Annotated in this window: 28 protein-coding genes and 1 pseudogene; 19 read left to right on the top strand and 10 right to left on the bottom strand. The window is 31.2% G+C overall.

Annotated elements, in window-relative coordinates:
- The first annotated feature begins 50 nt into the window (after window positions 1-50).
- The 3 genes from ACNMOQ_RS11590 (at window position 51) to ACNMOQ_RS11580 (ending at window position 2943) form a co-directional block, all read left to right on the top strand.
- Complete coding sequence (locus ACNMOQ_RS11590; protein ID WP_064210836.1) at window positions 51-902, top strand: hypothetical protein; 852 nt, start codon at window positions 51-53, stop codon at window positions 900-902.
- Between the two features lie 202 nt (window positions 903-1104).
- Entirely contained in the window at window positions 1105-2538 is a 1434-nt protein-coding gene (locus ACNMOQ_RS11585; RefSeq protein ID WP_016998409.1) for a sucrose-specific PTS transporter subunit IIBC, read from the top strand.
- Window positions 2539-2616: 78 nt separating this feature from the next.
- Window positions 2617-2943 carry a hypothetical protein gene (locus ACNMOQ_RS11580; RefSeq protein ID WP_016998408.1) on the top strand — a complete coding sequence of 109 codons (327 nt, stop codon included), beginning with the start codon at window positions 2617-2619 and terminating at the stop codon, window positions 2941-2943.
- Between the two features lie 194 nt (window positions 2944-3137).
- Here the strand turns inward: ACNMOQ_RS11580 and ACNMOQ_RS11575 are convergent, their stop codons facing one another.
- Window positions 3138-4037, bottom strand: coding sequence for an ABC transporter substrate-binding protein (locus tag ACNMOQ_RS11575; RefSeq protein WP_416349855.1), 900 nt, complete (start codon window positions 4035-4037; stop codon window positions 3138-3140).
- A 102-nt stretch (window positions 4038-4139) separates the two neighbouring features.
- On the opposite strand from ACNMOQ_RS11575, the gene ACNMOQ_RS11570 reads away from it, so the two are divergent.
- The gene (locus ACNMOQ_RS11570; protein ID WP_416349854.1) at window positions 4140-5045 is read left to right on the top strand and encodes a DNA-3-methyladenine glycosylase family protein; all 906 of its coding nucleotides are present in this window, start codon (window positions 4140-4142) and stop codon (window positions 5043-5045) included.
- A gap of 151 nt (window positions 5046-5196) precedes the next feature.
- Here ACNMOQ_RS11570 and ACNMOQ_RS11565 read toward each other — a convergent pair whose 3' ends face one another.
- Complete coding sequence (locus tag ACNMOQ_RS11565) at window positions 5197-5613, bottom strand: OsmC family protein (protein ID WP_416349853.1); 417 nt, start codon at window positions 5611-5613, stop codon at window positions 5197-5199.
- A gap of 200 nt (window positions 5614-5813) precedes the next feature.
- Here ACNMOQ_RS11565 and ACNMOQ_RS11560 point away from each other — a divergent pair, with 200 nt between their 5' ends.
- Together ACNMOQ_RS11560 and ACNMOQ_RS11555 are read left to right on the top strand one after the other, a co-directional pair.
- Window positions 5814-6866: an ABC transporter permease gene (locus ACNMOQ_RS11560; RefSeq protein ID WP_016998404.1), complete on the top strand. Its 1053-nt coding sequence runs from the start codon at window positions 5814-5816 to the stop codon at window positions 6864-6866.
- A 2-nt stretch (window positions 6867-6868) separates the two neighbouring features.
- Window positions 6869-7546: an ABC transporter ATP-binding protein gene (locus tag ACNMOQ_RS11555; RefSeq protein ID WP_016998403.1), complete on the top strand. Its 678-nt coding sequence runs from the start codon at window positions 6869-6871 to the stop codon at window positions 7544-7546.
- Between the two features lie 91 nt (window positions 7547-7637).
- On the opposite strand, the gene nfsA is transcribed toward ACNMOQ_RS11555, so the two are convergent.
- Together nfsA and ACNMOQ_RS11545 are read right to left on the bottom strand one after the other, a co-directional pair.
- Window positions 7638-8393, bottom strand: coding sequence for an oxygen-insensitive NADPH nitroreductase (nfsA, locus tag ACNMOQ_RS11550; RefSeq protein WP_064205361.1), 756 nt, complete (start codon window positions 8391-8393; stop codon window positions 7638-7640).
- 349 nt (window positions 8394-8742) lie between these two features.
- Entirely contained in the window at window positions 8743-10026 is a 1284-nt protein-coding gene (locus ACNMOQ_RS11545) for a homocysteine synthase (protein WP_017000987.1), read from the bottom strand.
- A 183-nt stretch (window positions 10027-10209) separates the two neighbouring features.
- Here ACNMOQ_RS11545 and ACNMOQ_RS11540 point away from each other — a divergent pair, with 183 nt between their 5' ends.
- Both ACNMOQ_RS11540 and ACNMOQ_RS11535 read left to right on the top strand, forming a co-directional pair.
- The gene (locus tag ACNMOQ_RS11540; RefSeq protein ID WP_103269235.1) at window positions 10210-10734 is read left to right on the top strand and encodes a GNAT family N-acetyltransferase; all 525 of its coding nucleotides are present in this window, start codon (window positions 10210-10212) and stop codon (window positions 10732-10734) included.
- Between the two features lie 18 nt (window positions 10735-10752).
- A complete protein-coding gene (locus ACNMOQ_RS11535) occupies window positions 10753-11316 on the top strand; it encodes a hypothetical protein (protein ID WP_135031336.1) in 564 nt (187 codons plus the stop codon).
- Window positions 11317-11403: 87 nt separating this feature from the next.
- On the opposite strand, the gene ACNMOQ_RS11530 is transcribed toward ACNMOQ_RS11535, so the two are convergent.
- Both ACNMOQ_RS11530 and ACNMOQ_RS11525 read right to left on the bottom strand, forming a co-directional pair.
- Entirely contained in the window at window positions 11404-12087 is a 684-nt protein-coding gene (locus ACNMOQ_RS11530) for a DUF1129 family protein (RefSeq protein ID WP_416349852.1), read from the bottom strand.
- Window positions 12088-12110: 23 nt separating this feature from the next.
- On the bottom strand, window positions 12111-12347 hold the full coding sequence (locus tag ACNMOQ_RS11525) for a hypothetical protein (protein WP_216683463.1): 237 nt from the start codon (window positions 12345-12347) through the stop codon (window positions 12111-12113).
- On the opposite strand from ACNMOQ_RS11525, the gene ACNMOQ_RS11520 reads away from it, so the two are divergent.
- From ACNMOQ_RS11520 to ACNMOQ_RS11475, 10 genes are all read left to right on the top strand, one after another.
- Entirely contained in the window at window positions 12232-12984 is a 753-nt protein-coding gene (locus ACNMOQ_RS11520; RefSeq protein ID WP_416350406.1) for a sulfite exporter TauE/SafE family protein, read from the top strand. The two genes, ACNMOQ_RS11525 and ACNMOQ_RS11520, sit on opposite strands and share 116 nt — an antisense overlap.
- 13 nt (window positions 12985-12997) lie before the next feature.
- Complete coding sequence (locus tag ACNMOQ_RS11515; RefSeq protein WP_135031332.1) at window positions 12998-13435, top strand: GNAT family N-acetyltransferase; 438 nt, start codon at window positions 12998-13000, stop codon at window positions 13433-13435.
- 19 nt (window positions 13436-13454) lie between these two features.
- Entirely contained in the window at window positions 13455-15497 is a 2043-nt protein-coding gene (locus tag ACNMOQ_RS11510; RefSeq protein WP_017000982.1) for a cation:proton antiporter, read from the top strand.
- A gap of 70 nt (window positions 15498-15567) precedes the next feature.
- Entirely contained in the window at window positions 15568-16425 is an 858-nt protein-coding gene (locus ACNMOQ_RS11505; protein WP_017000981.1) for an SA0632 family lipoprotein, read from the top strand.
- 68 nt (window positions 16426-16493) lie between these two features.
- The gene (locus ACNMOQ_RS11500) at window positions 16494-16787 is read left to right on the top strand and encodes a hypothetical protein (protein ID WP_017000980.1); all 294 of its coding nucleotides are present in this window, start codon (window positions 16494-16496) and stop codon (window positions 16785-16787) included.
- Between the two features lie 95 nt (window positions 16788-16882).
- The gene (locus tag ACNMOQ_RS11495) at window positions 16883-18433 is read left to right on the top strand and encodes a DNA-binding protein (protein ID WP_416349851.1); all 1551 of its coding nucleotides are present in this window, start codon (window positions 16883-16885) and stop codon (window positions 18431-18433) included.
- A 278-nt stretch (window positions 18434-18711) separates the two neighbouring features.
- Entirely contained in the window at window positions 18712-20232 is a 1521-nt protein-coding gene (gene exaC / locus ACNMOQ_RS11490) for an acetaldehyde dehydrogenase ExaC (protein WP_064204673.1), read from the top strand.
- A complete protein-coding gene (locus ACNMOQ_RS11485) occupies window positions 20233-20565 on the top strand; it encodes a DUF779 domain-containing protein (RefSeq protein ID WP_017001167.1) in 333 nt (110 codons plus the stop codon).
- Between the two features lie 68 nt (window positions 20566-20633).
- Window positions 20634-21173, top strand: coding sequence for a GNAT family N-acetyltransferase (locus ACNMOQ_RS11480; RefSeq protein WP_017001168.1), 540 nt, complete (start codon window positions 20634-20636; stop codon window positions 21171-21173).
- Between the two features lie 12 nt (window positions 21174-21185).
- Entirely contained in the window at window positions 21186-21656 is a 471-nt protein-coding gene (locus ACNMOQ_RS11475; RefSeq protein WP_064204674.1) for a 2-thiouracil desulfurase family protein, read from the top strand.
- Here the strand turns inward: ACNMOQ_RS11475 and ACNMOQ_RS11470 are convergent.
- Window positions 21631-22200, bottom strand: a complete 570-nt coding sequence (locus ACNMOQ_RS11470) for an LOG family protein (protein WP_064210846.1) — start codon at window positions 22198-22200, stop codon at window positions 21631-21633. The two genes, ACNMOQ_RS11475 and ACNMOQ_RS11470, sit on opposite strands and share 26 nt — an antisense overlap.
- 74 nt (window positions 22201-22274) lie before the next feature.
- Between ACNMOQ_RS11470 and ACNMOQ_RS11465 the strand changes: the two genes are divergently transcribed.
- On the top strand, window positions 22275-22526 hold the full coding sequence (locus ACNMOQ_RS11465) for a hypothetical protein (protein WP_147641099.1): 252 nt from the start codon (window positions 22275-22277) through the stop codon (window positions 22524-22526).
- A 7-nt stretch (window positions 22527-22533) separates the two neighbouring features.
- Here ACNMOQ_RS11465 and ACNMOQ_RS11460 read toward each other — a convergent pair whose 3' ends face one another.
- From ACNMOQ_RS11460 to ACNMOQ_RS11450, 3 genes and pseudogenes are all read right to left on the bottom strand, one after another.
- Window positions 22534-22992: a YaiI/YqxD family protein gene (locus tag ACNMOQ_RS11460; RefSeq protein ID WP_282461174.1), complete on the bottom strand. Its 459-nt coding sequence runs from the start codon at window positions 22990-22992 to the stop codon at window positions 22534-22536.
- A gap of 329 nt (window positions 22993-23321) precedes the next feature.
- A pseudogene (locus tag ACNMOQ_RS11455) lies at window positions 23322-23945 on the bottom strand (hypothetical protein); the annotation flags it as partial.
- A gap of 83 nt (window positions 23946-24028) precedes the next feature.
- Complete coding sequence (locus tag ACNMOQ_RS11450) at window positions 24029-24874, bottom strand: undecaprenyl-diphosphate phosphatase (protein ID WP_070045658.1); 846 nt, start codon at window positions 24872-24874, stop codon at window positions 24029-24031.
- Window positions 24875-24898: the final 24 nt, after the last annotated feature.

Raw genomic sequence — 24898 nt, 5'->3', positions numbered from 1 at the left:
ATGGGAATAATAAATTAAATATTAATAAAGATTCGGAGGTATTTAACGAGATGAAAAATAAAGTGTCATTTTTATTTGCATCAATAATAATTTTATCTGGTTGTAGTATTACGATAGGCGAACCAGCCAAAGATAATAATGCTAAACAGGAGGATAAATCGGAGAATAATGACACAAATAATGAAAACAACAAACAATCTACTCCTAATATTGATATATTGTCACAAGATTTTTCCGATAATTATATGAATGCTAATCATGTTACAGGCTACAAAGGTCTAATAAAAAATATGAATAAAAAAGAAGTTCAACAAAAATATGGTGAAGAAGATGATATAAGAAACTTTTTAGGAAGAGAAGGCTATGTTTATGGAAACTTTATGGTTATGTATTACTTAGGAGCAGGGAATCCAATTGAACAATATAGTATTATACCGAATCAGAATGTGTCTTATAAAGAGTTTGTTGATTTTCATGGCGAACCTACACAAGACTTAAGAAGAGGGCAAGGACACTCATTCGTTATTTACAATAAAACGCCGAATAACGGTTATCAAATAGCAGTTTATACAGAAGGCAGTAATGAAGATGATGAAATAAGATATATTATGCAATATCCTGATGACTTTGAATTCTCAAATTCAAGCAATGATGAAAATACAGTCATCACTCGAGATAATGTCTTTGATGCAGTAGAAGCATTTGAAGGTATTGATAAAGTAGATACTGACAAAACAATTTGGAAAGAACCTGAGAAAAAAGATGATACTTTTGGATTCTCATATACTGATAAGAACGGGAAATTATTAGGTTCTTATAACGTTAGAGAAGATGGATATGTGGAATCTTTTGATGAAAAAGGTAATAAAATAAGAGCCGGCTATATAAATCTTAACGACTAAAATAATAATTTATTAAAGGCACTGCAAGGTTGAAAAAAATCAACTAAAGAAGCAGTGCCTTTTTTATCTTGTAGTTATTGGAGATGCAAAATAATGCATTATTTGGATATTGACAAAGTGAATGGAACCGGTTACAATCAAAAGTGAATATTTTATTTTTATAAGCTTTGGGAACCGGTACTATTATAGAGGAGTGAATTAAATGAATTATAAAAAGGAAGCTGAAAGCATAATTGATGCGATAGGTGGTAAAGAGAACATAGATGCTATTGCACATTGTGCGACTAGGTTAAGATTAGTATTAAAAGATGAAAGTAAAGTAGATGAAGATAAGTTAAGTAATCTGGAAGTTGTAAAAGGGACTTTTTCAACGGGTGGACAATATCAAATCATTATTGGTTCAGGAACAGTTAATAAAGTATTTAATGAAATGGAAAAATTAACAGGACTTGAAGCTTCAACATCTTCAGAAGTGAAAGACCAGTCTTCTAAAAAGTTAAATCCAATACAGAAATTCGTGAAAATGTTATCAGATATATTTGTTCCAATTATTCCAGCAATAGTTGCTGGTGGTTTATTGATGGGACTCAACAATATCTTAACAGCAAAAGATTTATTTTATGATAATCAATCTTTTATAGAAGTACATGATCAATTTTCAGGTTTAGCAAGTATGATTAACGTGTTTGCCAATGCGCCATTTGTATTCTTACCAGTACTTATCGGGTTTAGTGCTGCAAAACGGTTTGGAGGTAACGCCTTCTTAGGTGCTGCTTTAGGTATGATATTGGTACATCCTAGTTTAATGGACGGTTATGAGTACCCAGAAGCTTTAGCGAAAGGCGAAAAAATTCCGACGTGGGAATTTTTCGGTTTATCTATTAAAATGGTAGGTTACCAAGGACAAGTTTTACCGATATTGGTAGCTTCATATATTCTTGCTAAATTAGAAATAGGGTTTAGAAAAGTCATTCCTTCAACATTAGATAATCTATTAACACCGTTATTATCAATATTCTTTACTGCATTTATCACTTTTGCTGCAGTAGGACCAATCACGCGTTCAGGTGGTTACTTATTATCTGATGGCTTAACTTGGTTGTACGAATCAGGTGGAGCAATTGGAGGATTGTTATTTGGTCTACTATATGGTCCGATTGTAATAACTGGTATGCACCATAGTTTTATTGCAATTGAAACTACATTGATAGCTGATACTGCAAAAACTGGCGGATCATTTATCTTCCCAATTGCAGCAATGTCGAATGTGGCTCAAGGGGCAGCAACGTTAGCAGCTTTCTTTATTGTTAAGAATAAAAAATTAAAAGGTGTAGCATCAGCTGCTGGTATTTCAGCATTATTAGGTATCACAGAACCTGCTATGTTTGGTGTTAACTTGAAACTACGTTATCCATTTATAGGAGCTATTGTTGGTTCAGGAGCAGGAGCGTGCTATATTGCAGCGACTAAAGTAAAGGCAATTGCTTTAGGTACAGCTGGGTTACCTGGATTTATTTCAATTGCGACAGGTAGTTGGTTAAACTATATTATAGGTATGGCAATAGCTATAATTGTTGCATTTGTAGTAACGATTGTACTTTCAAGAAGAAAAGCATATAAAGAATTAGAAAATTAAAGTTTGTAAACATAATATTTGTTTCATGGTCATGTATTCTCGTACAATAGTATTGAAGATAAAATGGAGGTATAAATCATGAAATTAAATGAAATAGATGTAAATGAATTATATCCTACTGAAAAATTAGGACCAAGTGTACTTGGTACAATTATTTATAAAGTAGGAGAACAATCACAATTTAAAGGTGCTTATATTACTACAAATGAACGCGTAATAATGAGTGTCGATATGAACGGTGAACCATACAGAAGAGTTTTCAGTTACCAAGATATTAAAGCGGTAACGATTGAAGACAAAGGTGTATTATTTATCGAATTTCCAGAAGGAAAAGTAGCAATGATCGATATTGAAGAAGGCGATGTAGAAGCTTTCAAAGATTACGTAAACGAGCGCGTACAATAAAAATTGGGGAGTGGGACAGAAATCTTATTTTGATAAAAAGATTTCGTAGTTCCACCCTTTTTTTGTTTTAGTAAATAAAATCGTAGATGTTGCAAGACGAGTTCCACGTGCAACATAATTATCCAGTCCATTACTGCCAATACAAAGAAAGAGTTCGAGACAATGATTTATGTCTCGAACTCTTTAAATTTTTATTATTTTGTAAGCATGTCTTTTAAATATTTCGTTTGTTTTTCTATAGATATCGGGTCAGAATACATAAACAAGTTTTTTGGATAATAGTAAACTTGATCTTCTTTGACAGCTTTAGTATTTTTCCATATGCTTCCGTCAATTAGTGAAGATTTTGGTTTTTTACCATCTTCGGTAGGGATTAATAAATAATCTCCAGAATATTTACTAAAGTTTTCTAATGAAGTTGATAACCAACCTTCTTTAGGAATATCTTCTTCTGCTGATTTAGGGTGTTTAAACCCAAAGCCTTGATAGATAACTTCCGAACCACGACCAAAGTTATTTCCGATTAACGTTAATTCTTTAGGCCCGACTTCCATTATAGAAACTGTGCTATCTTTGCCTAATTTTTCTTTTACGTCTTTTCCTTCTTTAGTCATTAAATCTTCTAGTTCTTTTACTTGTTCTTTAGCTTTGTTTTCTTTACCTAACAATTTACCTATTTCAACGTGAACTTCTTTAAAAGTACGTTTACTATGGTCGAAAGGAACTGTAGGTGCAATTTTTTCATACTTTTTAATTTGAGGATTTGCATTATATGTGATAATCAAATCTGGTTTCAATTTCGTTACTGCTTCTATATCTTCCGAACCTACGCGTTTAGCATCTTTATCATCTACAAATTTAGATTTAGGAAAATCTGCATCCACACCGACTGGATCTATACCAAGTTTTTGGAAATTTCCTTGGTTAGTTGTTAATACGACAACACGTTTTGGATTATTTGGAATTTTGATTGTTTTACCTTCGTCTGTTTTATATTTATGAGTCTCGTTGCTCGATGAATCGTCATCTTTGTTGTTACATCCAGCTAAAATCAGTAAAATGGTAGCTAAGAAAACAAGTAATTTTTTAGACATATGTATCTCTCCTAATTGATAATAGATTTCGATTATAACATATTTTCTAAAAACAAAGATTTAAAACTTTAGTATTTGTTAAATAAAAGGGGCTGGGTTGAAGTGGAAGAAATTCGAATAGAATGTCCAGAGATTTTCGATTTTGAACAATGTTTAGAATACTTTAAAAGAAATGAAAATGAAATTTTATTTAGCGTAGTTGATCGAGAAATTTATAAAGCAGTTAAAATAAATAACCTTAATATATTAATACACGTATCATACGTACCACATTACTTAAAAGTAGAAATTTTAAATCAAGATTTGATTACGCCTTTAATCGTAGAAAAACTTATTTCATATATAGAAGAATGGTTTGACTTCTCAACAGATTTATCTTCATTTTATAATGATGTTAAAGATAATAAAATATTAGCACCATTAATTGAAGAGTTATATGGATTAAGAATAATTAGAATTCCAGAATTTTTCGAAGCTATTACATGGGGAATCATAGGACAACAAATCAATTTATCATTTGCTTATAAATTAAAACGAAGGTTAGTTGAAAAATATGGTGAATCAATACCATATAAAGGCAGACAATATTACATTCATCCATCACCAGAAAAAATATCAAATGTCACAATTGAAGAATTAATGGAGCTAAAATTTTCACGTAGAAAAGCAGAATATCTTATAGATATTGCAAATAAAATTCAATCACAAATTATAACGAAAAAAATGTTGTTAAATCTAACAGATAAAGAAGAAATAGAGAAAGCTCTAACAGATTTAAGAGGTATAGGACCATGGACAGCACACTACGTCATGATGAGATCATTAGGTATAAAAAATGCTTATCCTGTAGGAGATGTTGGTTTGCAAAATGCTTTAAAATTAATTTTACAATTAGAAAAGAAACCTTCTAAAGAATTTATGATAGAACTTAATAAAGATTGGGAAAAGTGGAGCTCTTATGCAACATTTTATATTTGGAGAGCGCCGTATTTGAGGAATATTAAATAGGGTATTTAGCGTAAATTAGTAATAATAATCAAAAAATAACCATCTAGTTAATACTTTGACAGTTACCTAGAATGGTTATTTTTTATTTTATAAATATATGATTTCGATATTATTTTATATTTTGAGAGTAGTAAAATATAGAAGCTTTTATTTAAAGTTCTTCTTCTATACCATTATAAAATAATTTTGGATCTATAGATGCTTTAAGTGAGTGTGCAACTGTGCAATATTTTTCGACACTTAAAGAGATTGCACGTTTTAATTTTTTTAAATCTACTTCTCCTTCAACATCAAAAGTAAGTGTAACGTTTTTTACTGCACGCGATGTTGTGTCTTCTCTTTCATCATCTACTGTGATTTCAAATTTTGTTACATCTGCTAATCTTTCTTTCATTATGTTTGTCACATCAATTCCAGTACATCCTGCTAATCCGCTTAACATTAATTCAACTGGAGATGGCCCGTTATCATCGCCACCGGATGAGACTGGTGCATCTGAAATGATATCATGACCGAATTTAGATTGTGCTGTAAATGTTTTGTTGCCTTGCCATATAGTTTTAATCATCTTAAGTCCTCCTCGTAATATTTAACTTCATTGTATCAAGAGGCGTGTAACTACACTAACAAATTGACTAAAGGTGTAGCTATTTATGATAATTTTTAATTTAATTATTTATTTTTTGTTTTTCTCTCATTTGTTCATATTCAGTTCACATTGCGAAGATATGATATATATATAAATTCAAGAGAGAAGGACGGATAAGCATGAAACTAGCATTAAAAGAACTTAAGTATTACAAATTTAAATACTTACTTGTAACATTGATTTTATTCTTATTAGCATTTTTAGTGTTATTTATTTCAGCTTTAGCACAAGGGTTAGCTAAAGAGAACGTTTCTGGAGTAGAACAATGGAATAAAAGTGAATATGTAATTGCTAACGATGCGGATAATAATTTAGGACAATCTGACATTTCGGGTAAAAATGAAGCGAAAGTACAAGACATTGCAAAAGGTGACACGATTAGAACTGCAATGCAAAAAATTAATACAGATGATGGTAAAGCAGACATCATGTTTACACAACTTACAAATAACATTCAGCCTAAACCTTCAGAAGGAGAATTACCTAGTAACGGTAACGAAGTTCTATTAAATGAAAAATTAAAAGCTGAAGGATTTGAGATTGGTGACAAAATTAAATTATCTGATGAAAATCAAACGTTTAAAATTGTAGGATTTGCAGATAATTTAATGTATTCACATACTTCAATGGCTTATGTGAATGAAGCGGGAATGGATGATTTGAAAGGCAATCATATTGCTTTAATCGCTTATGATAATTTAAATAGTGATCAAAAAAATCAAATTAATGATTTAGAAAATGTAAAAGTCATTCCACAATCTGATTTGATGGATGCAATACCAAGTTATAATGCAGAGCAACAACCTTTAAATCTTATGATTGTATTTTTATTCGTAATTTCTGCGATTGTGATTACAGCATTCTTCTATGTTATGACAATTCAAAAAACAAGCCAGTTTGGTATTTTGAAAGCAATAGGTACTAAGAACAAACAACTTATTTCTTCATTAATGATTCAAATTTTAATCATAACGTTAATAGGTGTGGCAATAGCTATTGCAATTATCTTAGGACTAAATACTGTAATGCCAGTGACAATGCCATTCTACTTAAATACAAACTTAATGTTATTGATGGTCGGTGTATTTATTGTTGTTTCATTAATCGGTGCAGTATTATCACTTATTAAAGTAATGAAAATAGAACCACTAGAAGCTATAGGAGGAGAATAATAATGGGATTAGTAGTAGAACATGTTACAAAATCATTTGGTGAAAAAGACGCAAAAACTCAAGTATTGAATGATATTAATTTTACAGCAAACAAAGGTGAACTCATTGTATTAAATGGTGCATCAGGTTCTGGAAAATCAACATTATTATCTATTATAGGTGGCTTATTAGATAAAAGTTCTGGAGATATAACTTTAGATGATTTAAGCTATGTTGATTTATCAGATAAAAAATTAACAGATATGAGATTAAATCAAATCGGATTTATTTTTCAATCGTCACATTTAATACCTTATTTAAACGTTACTGATCAACTTATGTACGTTGGACAAATGGCCGGAATGAGTAAGAATGAAGCTAAAAAAAGAGCTGAGAAATTATTAATAGATATAGGGTTAGAACATAGATTGAAATCTTATCCGAATGAATTATCAGGAGGAGAAAAACAACGTGTAGCTATCATGAGAGCTTGGATGAATGAACCTAAATTAATCTTAGCTGATGAACCAACAGCAAGTCTAGATTCTAACCGTGCAATAGAAGTGGTTAAAATGATTAGAGATAATGTTAAAAATAATCAATCAATAGGAATTATGATTACTCATGATGAAAGAATTTTTGAATTCGCTGATAAAGTAATAAAACTAAGTGATGGAAAAATTGAAGAACAAGTTTCATAATATTTTATAATTGAAGAAAATGTAAAAATCAAGCATTCAAAATAAAACGCTCAATCCGCAAACTTTGGATTGGGCGTTTTTAATATTTATATTACTTTTTGATAAATCCTTTTTGATTTAAACGTTCTAAAATATCTGGGCGTGATTTTTTACTCATCATTTTAGCAATTTGTTGTGACCATGATTCAGAACGTTGTCCATTCGTACGTTGTTCATAATATGTTTGTATATCTTTGTCGTAGTCTTTAATTTGATTCAACTGTTGAACTTTATCTGCGTTGTATTTATTTTCATGGAACACATGTTCAAAAGGTAATCTTTGTTTAGGTGAACCTTGATCATCTTCAGAAGGTACACCGATTGCCATTCCAAATAGAGGGAAGACATGCTCAGGTAAGTCTAAAATTTCGCTTACACGTGCAACGTTATTTCTTAAAGAACCTAAGAATACAATGCCGTAGCCCATATCTTCTGCGGTTAATGCGACATTCTCAGCAGCTAAAGCAACATCAATTGTGCCGACCAATAAACCTTCAGCAGATTCAAAACTATCTTGCATATTTTCTTCTGCTTCTTCATTAATTAGGCTATGACGATAATAATCTATGACGAATACAAATAAATAGCCATTGTCTATTACGTGTTGTTGTCCGGATACTTCTTTTAAAGCTTTCTTAATTTCTGGGTCCCGAATACCTATAATTGAATAAGCTTGAACATAGCTTGAAGTTGAAGCCATTTGCCCAGCTTCTACTAATTGTTTTACTGTTTCATCTGATAATGGTTCATCTTTAAAATTCCTTATAGAACGATGTTGTTGTGTTAAATCATACACTGATTGCTTCATACGTAAGTTACTCCTTTAATATTTTATATAATTAAATTTTAGCAAAAATAATAAAGAAACTCATACTAAGTAGCTCAGCGTTTTTTGTAGATAGGTAAATGCGGTTCGAAAAAATAAATTATCGAACCGCAAACACGAAATACAGGTCGATAAAAATAAATTATCGAACCGCAAATGCAAAATACAGGTCGATAAATAAAATTATCGAACCGCAAATGCGAAATACAGGTCGATAAAAATAAATTATCGAACCGCAAATGCAAAATACAGGTCGATAAAAATAAATTATCGAACCGCAAAATTGAAATAAGGGTAAGACATCATTCAATGTCCCACCCTTAAATATTGATTATGAAACTTGATTTAATGCTTTTTCCAAGTCATTAATGATGTCATCAACAGATTCTGTACCTATTGATAAACGTACTAAGTCTTTCGTTACTCCTGAAGCTATTTGATCTTCGTCTGAGAGTTGTTGATGTGTTGTGCTCGCTGGGTGAATGACTAGTGATTTCGAATCTCCAACATTAGCTAAGTGTGAGAATAATTGTAATGATTCTACAAAGTTAGCTATGGAATCAACATCGCCTTTAACACCAAATGTTAGAATAGCGCCTTGTCCTTTTGGTAAATATTTGTTGGATAATTCATGATATGGATTAGATTCTAATCCAGGGTAATTAACCCAACTTACTTTGTCATGTGCTTCTAAAAATTCAGCTACTTTTTGAGCGTTTTCAGAATGACGTTCTACTCTTAAGTGCAATGTTTCTAAACCTAATAAAAATTGATGTGCGTTATAAGGTGATAAAGCAGGGCCTAAGTCTCTTAACAATTGAACACGTGCTTTTGTTATGTATGCAGCAGCACCTACATCTCTTGCATATGAAACACCATGATAACTAGGATCAGGTTCAACTAAACCTGGGAATTTACCGTTGTCCCAATTGAATTGACCACTGTCTACGATAACACCACCAATTGAAGTACCATGTCCACCAATGAACTTTGTTGCAGAATGAACTACGATATCAGCACCGTGTTTTATAGGTTGTAATAAATGTGGTGTAGCAAATGTATTATCAACAATTAAAGGAATGCCATTCTCGTGCGCGATGTTAGATACAGCTTCTATATCTAAAACATCTATACGAGGGTTACCTATTGTTTCGGCGAAAATTAATTTTGTATTTTCATTAATTGCAGCTTTAAAGTTCTCAGGATCATCCGGATTTACAAAATTAACCTTGATGCCTAATTTTTTGAATGTAACTGCAAATAAATTATAAGTACCACCATATAAATTAGTAGAAGCAATAATTTCAGAACCACTTTCAGCGATGTTTAAAATACTTAATGTAATAGCAGCTTGTCCACTACCAACACCTAGTGCACCAACACCACCTTCTAAAAGTGCTATTCTTTTTTCGAATACATCATTTGTTGGATTCATAATACGAGAATATATATTGCCTTCTTCAGCTAACGCAAATAAATTTTGAGCGTGTTCTGTAGATTTAAATGTAAATGAAGTCGTTTGATGGATAGGAACGGCTGTTGAGCCTGTAACAGGATCTGGTTCTTGACCCCCATGAATTGCTAATGTTTCTTTATTCCAATTTTCTTGAGTCATTGTGTTAACCTCCTTTAGTTATATCTGCCATTATAATCAGATAATTCAAAAGTTTCAATCAATTCTGAGTAAAAAGATAAGAAAATAACAAAATATTAATAATTTATAGATAGGTTAATTTTTTAGATTTTATATTAACAAGTGTATAATAATTATAAATGTAGTGATTGAAGGGGAGAGTATATGGTAGCCATTAGAAGGGTTGAAATCCATGATGCAGAAGAAATTTTGAATATGGATTATAGAAATAGAACTTTGTTTGAAACATTTTCAGCAGCAGATAAAAAAGACTCGGATTATCGTTTATATAACTATAGAAAAAAGGTTGATAAGCAATTACAAAATATGAAAAATGACGAAGGGTATCACTATGTCATTGTTAGTGACGAAGATGAGGTTATAGGGACTATTGATTTATTTAGCGTGGTCAGACATAATATTCAAAGTTGTATGATAGGATATGCAATTGATGAAGCATATAGCGGCAAAGGTTATACGACATATGCTGCAAAAGAAGTTATAAGAATCGCATTTGAAGAATTAGGATTTCATCGTGTTGAAGCGGGCGTCCAACCATCTAATATCGCTTCAGTCAGAGTGGTAGAAAAAATAGGAATGAAAAGAGAAGGTTTAAACCGAGCTAACGTACGTATTAAAGGTGAATGGAAAGATCATTATTTATACGCTATCGTCAACGATAAGTTTTAAGGAAGGGATAGAAACATATTGAATATTGTATTAATTGGTTTGATATTATACTTGATGCTGTTTGCAACATATAAATTTTTACTTGAGAAAAAGAAATATACAACGATACATTTTACATTTGTTCTTATATTTCTTAGTTTCAGCCAAGTGCCAATTATGTATTATGAAAAATTAAATAGCACATTAAATACCGCCGCATTAACTATCGGCTTAGTCTTTATATTTCTGATTAGTTTTTCGATGTTTATTCAAGTTATATGTAATATATTGTCTAACACGCAACTTGTTAGTGAAAAGTATATAGAAAAAATATTTAAAATCGCATCAGATCCTATAGAAATGATTGCAAATATATTTAAAGTAATATGGTTATTATTGTTAGGCATCACCGTAATTCAAAATGCTAATATATTACTAGGCATCATTATATTAATAAGTAGTTTATTTATTTTTTATTATGTCAGTATACTCGCTTATTACATAACTAAACATAAAATGGGGTTTAAGCCAAATATATTTATTATCAATATTGAAACTTTTATAAGCTTTATTATTTTATACATAGGATTGATGATTATTTAATATGATAAGTAAGCGTACACTTTTGAAAGAGGGGATAAAATTAAAAGATTCTGGGACATGAATAATTGTCTCAGAATCTTTTTTTATTTATCTTGTTTCAGGTTGGTTAATTTTTCTACGATGGTCTATATAAAGACCAAGTGGTGTAAGTATTAAAGAAATGATGATGTACATCCAATTAGATGTATATATTTTTGGACCAAGTTGCAAGTAATAGCCGGGTAAATAAAAGGACAAAATCGTTAATATAAATGATCCAGTTATTAGAATGTTCGTAAGCATAGTGGTCCAGTTAGATAAACTGTATATTCTAATTTGTACAACTTTGAATATCATCCATATAAAGAAGAATATCATAGAAAAACCGGTAATAAATGTGATGATAAATGTATATAAATATGTGTATTCTATTTGAGTGAAAAATCCGGTAAAACCTCTAATAAATGAAAAGACACCAAGCAATATTAAAATATGGAGGCCTATGAATTTAAATATATTCTGAATTGTTCGATTCGGCATATTATTAATCATATTATCAGCATGTTTCTTTGGATCGTGGTCGAAAAATTCCATCGCAAGCATGCCATCTTTTTCTGCTTTTAACAAATGGTTCAATATATCCAGTAACATCTTCTCTGATTCATGCTCATTGATACTTAAATTTGCACGTACATAAGTTAAATAGTTTTCGTAAACTTCTTTATCGTGTGAATTCAATCTTAACCGTTTTACGTTGTTCTCAATAATAAGGTCACGTGTTGATTTTTTCATCAGCGTTTTCCTTTCTTTATTCATTAATTATATTCTAACAAGTATTTTGTAATAAAAACATTATTAATATCAGGTTTATACTTTTTACAGATGATAAATTTTTCGCTATCATTAATAATGACTGGTGGTGTAATATTGGAGATTTTGACGTTATTTATCATTTTTTTAGTTGGTATTTTTGCTGGCACTATTAATATTGTATCAGCAGGTGGTTCTCTAATTGTTTTACCTTTATTGATTTTCTTCGGATTACCAACCACTGTTGCTAACGCCTCAAACAGGGTTGCTATTCTAGTACAAAATATAATGGGCTTATATGTATTTTATATAAAAGGCATGAAAAACGTTAAATTAAGTATTATTTTAAGTATTCCTGCCATTATAGGCTCTTTTATAGGTGTTCATTACGCTATAAGCCTTCCAGACGATGTTTTTAATCGAATGTTAGGCATCATTATGCTTCTTGTCTTAATAATTATGATTATGCCTACGAAATGGAAAGATGGTCATAATCAATCTGAAAAATTATCCTCTTTTAGAAAAGTCATGCTTGTCTTAGTTTTCCTTGCACTTGGTATTTATGGTGGAATGGTTCAAGCTGCAGTTGGATTTTTATTTATTATCGCACTTAATTTATTAATACCACGCTTAAATTATGCGGAAGTTCAATGTATGAAGACTTTAATTATTACCATTTACTTATCATTATCTACATTTGTATTTATTTTTCAAGGATACGTCAATTGGCCATTTGCTATAAGTTTAGCATTAGGTTGTGGGATAGGCGGTTTTATAGGTGGGAGACTAACGGTTTCACTGCCCGAAAAAAAATTAAAAGCAATAATGTTTGTAGTTATTTTTATACTAGCAGTTAAACTTTTAATAGATAATAACTAGGCAGGTGATAAAAATGATTGAATTTAAACAAATACGTGACGAAAGCACGTTGTATGAGATAAGTCAGATGGCGGCTGCGTACTTTAAAAGGGAAGATCAGAGTACTAAAGTTGCTGAATCTTTAGAGTTTGAAGCGATTAAACGTTCTTTAGCATATGAGGAAAGCGTTGTTTTCGGTGCATTAGATAATCAAAAATGTATTGGATTTATATGGGCTAAATTTGATAATAAGGATAATGAAGTTAAAGTTTATAATCTATTTGTTAGTGAATCTTATAGAAACAATAAGATAGCAGCGAAATTAAAGAAAAAATTAGAAACGTGGGCAATCGATAAAGGGGCATCATCAATCGTTTCTACAGTTCATGCCCAAAATAAAAGTATGTTGCATATCAATGAATCAATGGGGTATGAAACGGAAAAATACATCATGAGGAAACATTTATTTTAGTTAAGAAGGGAGGTATTTGATGGCAATATTTGAAGGGTTTTTATGGTTCATCATGGGAATTATCCTCAGTTCAATAATTTACCATTATATTTCTAAAATACCTTTAAGTTTCATTCAAATTGTTATAGGTTTTGTTATATTTTTATCTCCGATACCTGTGGCATTAGATTTTGAATCTGAAGTGTTTATGATGGGGATAATAGCGCCTTTATTATTCTTAGAAGGTATATCAGTATCACGTGTACATTTAGCCAGGTATTTAAAGCCGGTTATGTCTATGGCTATGGTACTTGTATTTTCAACAGTTTTAGGTATTGGATTTTTAATACATTTAGTTTGGCCAGAATTACCACTAGCGGCATGTTTTGCAATTGGTGCAATTGTTTCTCCAACTGATGCAGTAGCTGTTCAAGCAATAGCTAAAGGGAAAATGTTACCAAAAGGTTCTATGACAATATTAGAAGGTGAATCACTATTAAATGATGCGGCAGGAATTTTATCATTCAAAATCGCATTAGCTGCATTAGTAGGCGGTTCATTCTCACTTACAGGAGCAGTAGGTCAATTTTTCTTAACAGCATTTGGAGGCGCAATTGTTGGGCTTATACTTGGTTATGGACTAGTACAATTACGTGTTTATTTAACAAAAAACGGTATTAATAATGGTAACATGTTAACTTTTATTCAGGTTATAACCCCGTTTTTAGTTTATATTATAGCTGAAACTTTTCATTCATCAGGTATTATTGCAGCAGTTGTTGCAGGTTTAATACATGGCGTTGAAAAAGATAGAATAGCTCAAGCAACTACGAAAGAACAAGTTACTTACAACCACACTTGGGAATTATTGAGTTACTTATTAAATGGTTTTGTATTCATTTTATTAGGATTTTTAATACCAGAAGTACTGATTAATATTTTAAAAGAATCTAATCAGGAAATATTACATGTTATCGGTATGACGTTATTTGTGACTGTGCTTGTATACTCGTTTAGATACATTTGGGTACTATTTTCATATCCATATTTCTATTTACCAGAAAGCAGATTTTCAAAAATGTTAACGAGTGGTAAGGATATTGAACCTCAAACAGAAGCCGATAAACCAAATCGTTTTAAATATGCTTTTATTATGACTATTTGTGGCGTTCACGGTACTATTTCATTAGCAATCGCATTGATGTTGCCTTATAAATTATCAGAACATACAGATTTTATATATAGAGATAATTTATTATTCATAGCTACAGGTGTTATCTTAATCAGCTTAGTGCTAGCTCAAGTTGTTCTACCGCTTATTACGCCAAAAGCTAAAGTTAAAGAACAAAGTCAGCTTACATTTAACGAAGCAAAAGTATTGTTAATTGAACGTGCGTTAATAAAATTACAAGAATTTTATAGTAAAGAAACAAGCTATGTATATGGTAAAATCACCCGAAGTTATCATATGCAATTATCATTTTTAAAAGCTAGCAATGAAGAAGATGAAGACTTAAAAGAATTAGAGCGACTTCAACGAATCGCAATAGATACAGAGTTTCGAACTTTAGATAATTTAATAAAGAATGACAAAATATCGCAAAACACATTTGATAATTACACTCAAATTACAGAGAGATCATCTACATTTAAAAATGCATCACTTGTTACAAAAGTTAAATTGATGATGAAATTATTTGTTCGTCGTAGAAAAATTAAAACATATATTAACGCGACAAGTTCATTATCAATAGAAGCAAACTTAAGAGAAATGAGATATATTACACGAGAAGTTCATTTCCAAATTGTAAAAAGATTATCTAAAGAAATGAATGAAGAAAACGAATTTGAAATTAGTATTGTATGTGATTCTTACTTAAACAAAGTTGAAAGACTAACGCCTGATAATTTCGTGAGTAATCACACTGCTATTTATACAGAAATGGAAATATATGCTTTAAGAATTCAAAGAGAAATGATTAATGAATTAATTGAGGATGAGAAAATAACACGTGCTCTTGCTATTAAATTGAGAGAATCTGTCAATTACGATGAAATGATTGTATTAGGTAACAGTATCTAACCTGTTATCAATAGATAGCTCACCATTAGTATGGTAAAATATTTAAGAATATGTATAGGAGGCGGCACCTATGAAGAAGGCATTTTTACTAATGGTGATGACAACAGTTATTTTAGCTGCTTGTGGTAAAGATAATGAGCAGGAAGATTTAGAAAAAGAAATTAAATCATTGGAACAATCATCTAGTGATTATAAAAAAGACAAAGAGAAATTAAAAAAAGAAAATGATAAATTAAAAGAAAACATTAAAGAAAAAGAAGAAAAATTAAAAAAGATTGAAGATGAACTAGGAGAAAAAGACAACAGTTCAGATAATGAAAAATCTGATGATGAATCAAAGGATTCAAAAGAAGATAAAGCTAAACAGACTTCTAGTAAGAAAAGCAAAAATGATGAAAAAACTTTCCCGAATACTATCCGTACATCTACTAACGGAGATGTTGAATTAGTGAATGATTTACAAGATCAAAATTTTCACTTTGAAGATAGTGGGATGAAAGTAGATGTTGACCATTTGCAAATATTCCAAGTAAATAATATGCCAGAAGGTCAGGTATTATTATTCAACGGAGCTAAAGATGGATATGTTATTATTTATGAAGTGATGACAGAAAATACTACAGAACAAAAACTTTATTATGATAATGCTGCATCTATTAAAAACGGAGACCGGAATCAACGTTCAGATTATGCATCTTTTATTCCAGATTCTCATAATGAAAAATATATGAAAAAATCAAAAGAGAATATTGATGAATATCAACCTAAAGAACAGACAAAGAGTTTGAAATCTATACCGATTTCAACGGAAATGTATCAATCTATAAAAGATAAAAAAGCAACATTCGATATTCAAGGCGGCGTTAGTAAAACACGTTCATATGATCATGCTTCAGAAAAAGTGAAATCATTCGAATTGAATATATAGCATGCGTTTATCTTAAATGATTATAGGGAATAAATTATTAATGATTATTTGAAAAGAGGGATGTCACCGTGCATGAAGAAAATTTCGTGTTGATTGAAGGTCAAAAGCTGACACTATTAGAATTAGGACAAGAACTTGAAACAATTACTGGCCGTACATTACAATCAACAACAGGTGAAATAAGAAGTTGGCCATCTGAGGCTGTGATTTTTGATCGTAAATCAAACGTTAATCAAGTTACTTATCGGTTTAATGACAATAATGATATTGTTGATGCTACAATTGAAGTTCCAAGAGGCTTCAAAAATTATGATACTGAGCCTGTCATGATTAAATTATTAACATATTTTAGAAAATCATAAATAAATTCAATATAGAAGGGAGTGGGACGATGAAATCTTGTGAGAACAATGAGATTTCTGTCCCGCTCCTTTATTTTTTACATAAGGAGATTAAAATGAAATCAAAGATGCTAATTTTAAGTTTAATAATAGTTTTCTCAATTGTATTAGTAGCTTGTTCTAACGGTAATGAAGAGAAGAAAGGAGAAGATGGCAAAATAGTTCTTTCTCCAAAGAGTAGCGACATAAAAGGTAAAGTACTATTCGATAGTGCACATGGACAAACAGCTGGGAGTGCTGATTGGGTAATTGATGGAGGTTTTTCTGATTTTGCAGACGCACTAACGAAAGAAAATTATGAAGTTACAGATTTAGGATACAATCAACTATTAGATTACAAGACAATGCAAGACTATCAACTAGTAGTGATTCCAGAAGCGAATAATCCTCTTAAGAAAAGTGAACAAGATGCTATTGAGAAATATGTGAAAGCTGGTGGTAGTATCTTAATGATAAGCGATCACTATAATGCGGATAGAAACTTTAATAGGTTTGATTCATCTGAAGTTATGAACGGATATAGAAGAGGCGCTTTTGACAATCCAACAAAAGGTATGTCGCCTGAAGAAAGAGCATCAGAAAAAATGAAAGGTGTAGAAAGTAGAGATTTTCTAAATGAAGTGTTCGGTTTGCGCTTTCGATATAATGCATTAGGTAATATTAAGGTTGACGATATAGCTTCAAGCGAAGAAAGTTTTAATATTACTAATGGTATAAAAGCAGTATCAATGCATGCAGGATCAACAATTGCTATTACTGACCCGAATAAAGCAAAAGGAATAGCTTTTGTTCCACAACTGAGTAAACATGATAAATGGAATAATGCTGTAGATGAAGGTATTTATAACGGTGGGGGTAAGAATGAAGGACCTTATATTGCGATTAGTAAAGTAGAAAAAGGAAAAGGAGCTTTCATTGGGGACTCTTCGATGGTAGAAGATAAGACTCCAAAATATAAACGAGAAGATAACGGAGAAAACAAAAAAACATATGATGGTTTCAAAGAAGAAGATAATAAAAAAATGGTTATGCAAATTGTTGAATGGTTAAATAAGCAAGAAAATCAAAAAGATTTTAAAGCTATGGACATAAATCTTGATGATAAAACGCCTCTAAAACGATTTGAACAACCTGAGAACAGTCAAGAAGTTGAACAAGAACCTTGGGGAACACCAAAACGTGGATATAAATGGTATGATGCTTCAACATATGCATCTGGAAGCTATGGTGCCAAAGGTACAAAACAAAATAAAACTGAGCACTCAACAGAAGAAGATAATAATACAACAAATAATGACACTAGTACTTTTGATATTCCTTCATCTGTATCAAGACAAGAAAAATTCAATATAACAGTACATGTAGATGAATCTAAACTAATCAATCAAAAATTCCAACTATCTATAAAAAATAAAGACGGTAGAGAAGTAGGGATGTTTAATGGACAAGCTCCAGGTATATCAGAATCAGTTAATCCAAAAATTAAAAATGGTAAAACAGATTGGTACTTTAAAACTAAAATCGCAAATGAAGCGAATGAAGAAGTAAAAGTAGAAGTACTATCAGGTGGAAATGTTATAGCTCAAACAACTTTAACAGTAGAATAAATGAACATGATATTTTCTTGTTTATACACTTTACAAAAACTAAATATTCCAATCCATTTGGATTGGAATATTTAGTTTATTACTGGGTATTTAAATAATAAGATTAGCTATTTAACCTCGGAAGAATAATTTTATTATTAAATTCCGTGCAATTTTATAGTTACTTATTTTTCTTTCTTGAAAAATTTATTATTTTATTTTAAAATGCTAATTAGTTGATGATAGCGGTTTCATCAATTAAAATAGAATTGTAACTACATTTAGGGAGGCGTTTTAATATGGCTTTTGAATATCCAACTGCAACAAATGCAAAGTATAAAGTAAAAGATAAATATCAGAATTTTATCGGTGGTAAATGGGTTGACCCCAAAAATGGTGAATTTTTCGACAATGGTTCACCGGTAACTGGGGAAGTATACGCAAAAATACCTCGTTCTACTAAAGAAGATGTTGATGAAGCAGTAAAAGCAGCGCATAAAGCTCAAGTAGAGTGGGCTAAAAAATCTCCTACAGAACATTCTCAATTATTATTAGATATCGCAGATCGAATAGAAGAAAATATAGAAGAACTTGCTGTAATCGAAACATTTGATAATGGTAAACCAATTAGAGAGTGTTTAGCAGCAGATTTACCTTTAGTGGTTGACCACTTCAGATATTTCGCTGGAGTTGTAAGAGCAGAAGAAGGTGGCATTTCACAAATAGATAACGATACAGTAGCTTATCATTTTAAAGAACCGATTGGTGTTGTAGGTCAAATCATTCCTTGGAACTTCCCATTGTTAATGGCTACTTGGAAATTAGCGCCTGCAATCGTAACTGGTAACGCTGTTGTATTAAAACCAGCAGAACAAACTCCGGTGTCTATTTTACACCTTATTGAAAAAATCCAAGACTTATTACCTGAAGGTTTAATTAACGTAGTAAACGGATTCGGTGCAGAAGCAGGACAAGCATTAGCTACACATGAAGATATTAATAAAGTAGCATTCACAGGTGAAACGACTACAGGACGTATCATCATGCAAAATGCAAGTCAAAACTTAATTCCAGTAACACTAGAATTAGGTGGTAAATCACCGAACATCTTCTTTAAAGATATAATGGATGAAGAAGATGATTTCTTAGACAAAGCTGTTGAAGGTTTAGTAATGTTCGCACTTAACCAAGGTGAAGTATGTACATGTCCTTCAAGAGCGTTAGTACATGAAGATATTTACGATAAATTTATCGAAAAATGTGTTAAACGTGTAAACGAAATTAAAACAGGTAACCCTCTTGATCCGGAAACAATGCTTGGTGCACAAACTTCTCAAGAGCAAGCTGAAAAAATTAAAAGTTATTTAGATATCGGTAAACAAGAAGGTGCTGAAATCTTAGTAGGCGGTAATGTACGTAAAGAATCTGGTGACTTAGAAAATGGTTATTACATCGAACCAACTATTTTCAAAGGAACACAAGATATGAGAATTTTCCAAGAAGAAATATTTGGACCTGTATTATCATTAGCAACATTTAAAGACGATGAAGAAGCTTTAGAAATGGCAAATGATACTTTATACGGTTTAGGTGCAGGTATTTGGACTAGAAACCAAAATAAAGCATATAGATTCGGTAGAGGTATCCAAGCGGGTCGTGTATGGGTAAATAACTACCATACTTATCCAGCTCACGCAGCGTTTGGCGGATACAAAATGAGTGGTATTGGCCGTGAAAATCACAAAATGATGTTAGATCATTACCAACAAACTAAAAACTTACTTGTAAGTTATAGTGAGAAACCAGCGGGACTGTTCTAAATGAAAGAACAAGTTACTGCAACTGAAACAGCCAAATCACTCATTAGAGATTTAAAAAAGACACATGGTGAAAACTTGATTTTTCATCAATCAGGTGGATGTTGTGATGGTAGCTCTCCGATGCTTTTTGTTGAAGGCACACTAATCATTGGAGATGTTGATGTTAAACTAGGTGAAATCGAAGGCGTTCCATTCTATATGAATAAAAAACAATATGAATACTGGAAACATACTAATCTAGAATTAGATGTTGTTGATGGAAGAGGCGGTATGTTCAGTATTGAAGGCCCAACTGGAAAAAGATTTCACATTAGAAGTTCAGTAAGATCATAATTTGTAAGAGGATGTGCTAAAATAATAGTACATCCTTTTTTTATTATTATGAAGGTTGGGTGATTGAAATGAGTACATATATTGAAACAAAGCGCTTAATATTAAGAGATTGGGAAGAAAAAGATATCGAAATATTTCAGAGCATGAATGCAAGTCCTGAAGTGAGAAGATATTTTCCAGATATATTAAGCTATCAAGCAACAAAAAATATAGTTAACCAAATGCAAGAAGTTATCACAAAACAAAAAATTGGTTTGTTTGCTGTGGAATTAAAAGCTACTAATAGCTTTATAGGTATGGTAGGCATTAATTATATACCTGAAAATAGTGATCTCAATTTATCACAACTACCTTTTTATGAGATAGGTTGGAGATTAGATAAAACAGTTTGGGGCAATGGACTTGCAACTGAAGCAGCTGAAGCCGTGTTGGGTTATGCTAAAGAACAAGGCATTGAAGAAGTTTATAGCTTTACATCAGAAATTAATAAGCCTTCTAGAAGAGTGATGGAAAAATTAGAAATGAATCATATTGAGAATTTTTTGCATCCTAAAGTTGTTGACGATGAAAAATTAGCAACACATGTTTTATATCATAAGATTTTATAAGGAGTGGATTTTATGATCGTGATCAGTGCATGTTTAGTTGGTGAAAAAGTAAGATATGATGGCAAACATAAGTTGGATTTATTTTATAAGCAATTAATAGATGAAGGAAAAGCGATTAGTGTTTGTCCAGAAATACTAGGTGGTTTACAAATACCGAGAGAACCAGCTGAAATTATTGATGGAGATGGTTTTGACGTTTGGAATGATAAAGCTAAAGTTATAACGATATCTGGCCAAGATGTTACGCACCAATTTAAAGAAGGTGCTAAGAGAACGTTGTCTATTATTAGAGACTTAAAAGCCAATACTGTCATCTTAAAAAGTGACAGCCCTTCATGTGGAGCTTCGATTATATATGATGGAACATTTTCAGGTACAAAAAAAGAAGGCGTCGGTGTAACGACAGCCCTTCTAACATTAAATAATATTAAAGTTTTTGATGAAACAACCTTTTTATCTATTTCTGATAATCTCGAAGTTTAACAGGTTCGGCTACTTGCAAGGCATCAAATAATTCAGGAACTTCATCTTTGATAATAGCTAAATTTTTATAATTTTCGCTAACAAATCCTGTAGAAATTAAGTGCTCAATCATACTTTGCATTGGTTTGAAAAATTGTTTAGTATTTAAAGCACCAATAGGTTTGTGGTGTAAGCCAATTTGAGCCCATGTATATATTTCAAAGAATTCTTCTAAGGAACCAGCTCCGCCTGGTAACATGATAAATGCATCGGCCATATCAGACATCATTTGTTTTCTTTCGTGCATGGAATCTACAACATGATACTCTGTTAAGTTCTCATGTGCTATTTCACGCTCTCCGAGGAATTTAGGCATAACACCTATAGCAATACCATTATGGTCGATTACACCATTTGCCACAGCTCCCATCATCCCGATAGATCCAGCTCCATAAATTAATTCATAATGATTTTCTGCTAAATATTTACCTAATGCATAAGCTTGTTCTGTATAAATAGGGTCATTACCCTTACTAGCGCCACAAAAAACAGCTATTCTTTTCATAAGTTATTGCTCCTTTCAGCTATGTATTATAATTATAATAAAGCGTTTACTTTATTCACAAGGGAGGATTTAGAATGAATGTATTTCTAATGGTCGTTTTAATTGTACTAATTTCTACTGTTGCAAAAATTATTAAAGATCATGAATCTAAAAAAGTAAAACTAGAAAAAATTAAATCAGAACGTGTAAAAGATGAACTGGAACTAGAAAAAACGAAGCACGAAAATTATTTATTAGAAACTGAAAAAATGCGCATTGAACTTGAACAGATGAAAGAAAAAGATAAAGTTAATTTAGATAGATCTAAAAAGCAGTTATTAGATTAAGACAACGTCAAGTATCGGCGTTGTCACTATTTATTAAATTTATTAGAAAATCTGAAAATACTTTATGATCTTCTTGAGTTAACTTTTTTGGACCTTTTGTACGGCCACCTTGTTGTCTTATTTGGGCAGAAATATGTCTTTGCGTTAACAATTGTTCCATATTATTTGCAGTATATTCATAACCTTTATGATGAATAACATGTTTCGCTTTGTTCAAAATAAGGCTTGCTAGACCGTAGTCTTGAGTAACAACAATATCTTCAGAAGTCGTTAATTTAACAATTTTAAAATCAGCACTATCGACACCGTGATCAACATAAATTGTAGAAACATGTTCTGGGTAATCAGCTAGTGAAAAGTGATTTACACTTCTTATAATAAGAACAGAGATGCTTGTTGAGTCAGTTATACGGATTATATCATCCGTAACTGGGCAAGCATCTCCATCTATAATAATTCGATTAATCATTTTGAACGACGATTGCGTTTTTGATTTTTTAAATGTTCTTCACGGTGTTTATCGTATGGGAATTTACTAATGTGTTCTGACATTAATGATTTATGTTGATTGTATAATGCATGTTTAGGAGCTGGTTTTTTCTCTCCGCGAACACGTTCATCGATAAGTTCTTGAATGTTTTGTGTTGATTGGTTATTATATTTTTCTAGTTCATTAATACGTTTTTGTTGATTTTCTTTTTGTCGATCCATCTCTTCTTTCAAACGATAAGCTTTATTTCTTTCTAACTTTTCTTCTAGTGGAGCTATTTCGCTTTTTTGTTTATCTGCAATCTCAGAACCTTTTTCACGAATAGCAGTTTCTTCTTTTTGTTGTTTATCGTATTTTTTAATTTCTTTAATACGAGCTTTTTTATTCTCTTCTTCTTTCTTTTCTTCTTCTTTCTCGCGAGACTCTATATTTTTTTGAAGTTTTTTGTCTAATTTTGAAATATCTTTTTCGTTTTCTTTTTCTAATTTCTCGCCTTTTTTAGCCATTTTTTCTTCTTCTTTTTGATAATGTTTAAGCTCTTCTATTCGCGCTTTTTGGTTTTCTTTTTGAGCTTTTTCTTCTTCTTTATGGCGATTTTCTATATTTTTTTGAAGTTTTTTATCTAGCTTATCAATCTCTTTTTGTAATTCCTTTTGTTCTTTTTCTTCCTCTTTAAAAGGTTGTTTCATTTGTTTGTTGTATTCATATAAACGTTTCTTTTGAACGACATATGATTTTACAGGTTCTGATTTTTCAGCGATTTTATCTTTTGTTTGTATAGATTTATCTTTCACTTTATGTGATACATCTAAAGTTTTTCCTGTGATATTTTTAACATCTGGATGTTCTTTGAATTTTTTTCGCTCTGTTATAAGTGGTACGATTATTAACGGCAATGTATTAACAAGTAATTTTACTTTATCATTCATGTATAATTCCTCCATATCAATTCTAATTATATATCTTATTTAATTACCCTTTAATAGCTTATTCAAACTGTAAAAAGCGTTTATTATCCTATGTTTTGGCCAATTCCAAAACCGAAATATGCAATTGCTATAATTATAACAAGAATAATTCTATAAATGGCAAATGGTATTAATTTTACACGGTTTATTAATTTTAAGAATAACTTTATAGAAATAAAACCAAATATAAATGAAGCGATAAATCCTACAATATAAAAAGGTATTTGATCTAATGTTATATATTTTAAGTTTCCAAGTAATGCTTTACCGCTTGCTGCAAACATAATAGGTACTGCCATTATAAAAGTAAAATTAGATGCAGCTTTATGATCTAATTTTAAGAACACACCGGTTGAAATAGTTGAACCAGAACGACTGAAACCTGGCCATAGCGCGATAGCTTGTGACAAACCAATAACGAAAGCTTTTGGATAATTCATACCATCAACTGTATGTGGATTCATGACACGTTTTGAATAGATATCTGCGCCAATCATATAGACTGCTCCAAGTAACAATCCGATTAATACAGTAGGGACACTAAATAAATGTTTTTCAATAAAATCATCAAATAATAAGCCTAAAATACCTGCAGGAACGAGTCCGACTATTATATGAGAAAGTTTAAGATGATGTTTCTTTTTCTCATTTTGTTTAACGTGCAACATCTCAATATAACGGCTTCTAAAAATCCAAGCAGCAGCAAGGATAGAACCTAACTGTACTACAACTTTAAAAGTGAACGCTGATTCGCTACCTAGGAATGCTTTTGATTTTAACCACATATCATCAATTAAAATTTGATGCCCTGTCGATGAAACAGGAGCAAATTCTGTTAAACCTTCTACAATACCTAGAATGATTGCTTTAATTAATTCGATTATAAACATGTTCGATCTCCTCTAGAAAACTTT

Origin of the sequence: Mammaliicoccus lentus, assembly GCF_947036595.1 — a bacterium.
Taxonomy (GTDB): Bacteria; Bacillota; Bacilli; order Staphylococcales; family Staphylococcaceae; genus Mammaliicoccus; species Mammaliicoccus lentus.
This window is presented reverse-complemented; position numbering and strand designations above follow the sequence as displayed.